Raw genomic sequence first — 359 nt, forward strand, 5'->3', positions numbered from 1 at the left:
CTATTTTTGAATAGACATCGGCTATCGTGACGCCTGCACTTGTCAGACATTCACTTTGTCAACACGGGCCAACCAAATAGCCGATTAGTCGCAGCGAAAGCTCGTCAGGTCCCGCTCATCCGCCACTTGCCACGTGGTCCGGTTTTGTCGGGGTTTGCCATATTGCCAAAAATGACGGGTTGCCCGACCTGAAACTCTGCTTTGACTGCTTCAGCTTGCATTGCGTTTTTCTCTGTGGTGATGCGGTTGCCGATGTGTGCCCGACCTCTCCGCATGTGCTTCGGTTTGTTCCAATGGGCCAAGGAAACGGCCCATTGGCTGTGACATCGACACCCGCACCCCATCCGCGTTTTTCCCCG

At 54.3% G+C, this 359-nt stretch carries 1 protein-coding gene; it reads right to left on the reverse strand.

Going from position 1 to position 359, the window contains the following annotated elements; all coding sequences use genetic code 11:
- Nucleotides 1-104 precede the first annotated feature (104 nt).
- Nucleotides 105-359, reverse strand: a 255-nt coding sequence (locus Q1B13_RS26925; RefSeq protein WP_299085976.1) for a hypothetical protein, incomplete at its 5' end; no start/stop codon positions are given.

The organism is uncultured Ruegeria sp., from assembly GCF_947489545.1.
GTDB lineage: Bacteria > Pseudomonadota > Alphaproteobacteria > Rhodobacterales > Rhodobacteraceae > Ruegeria.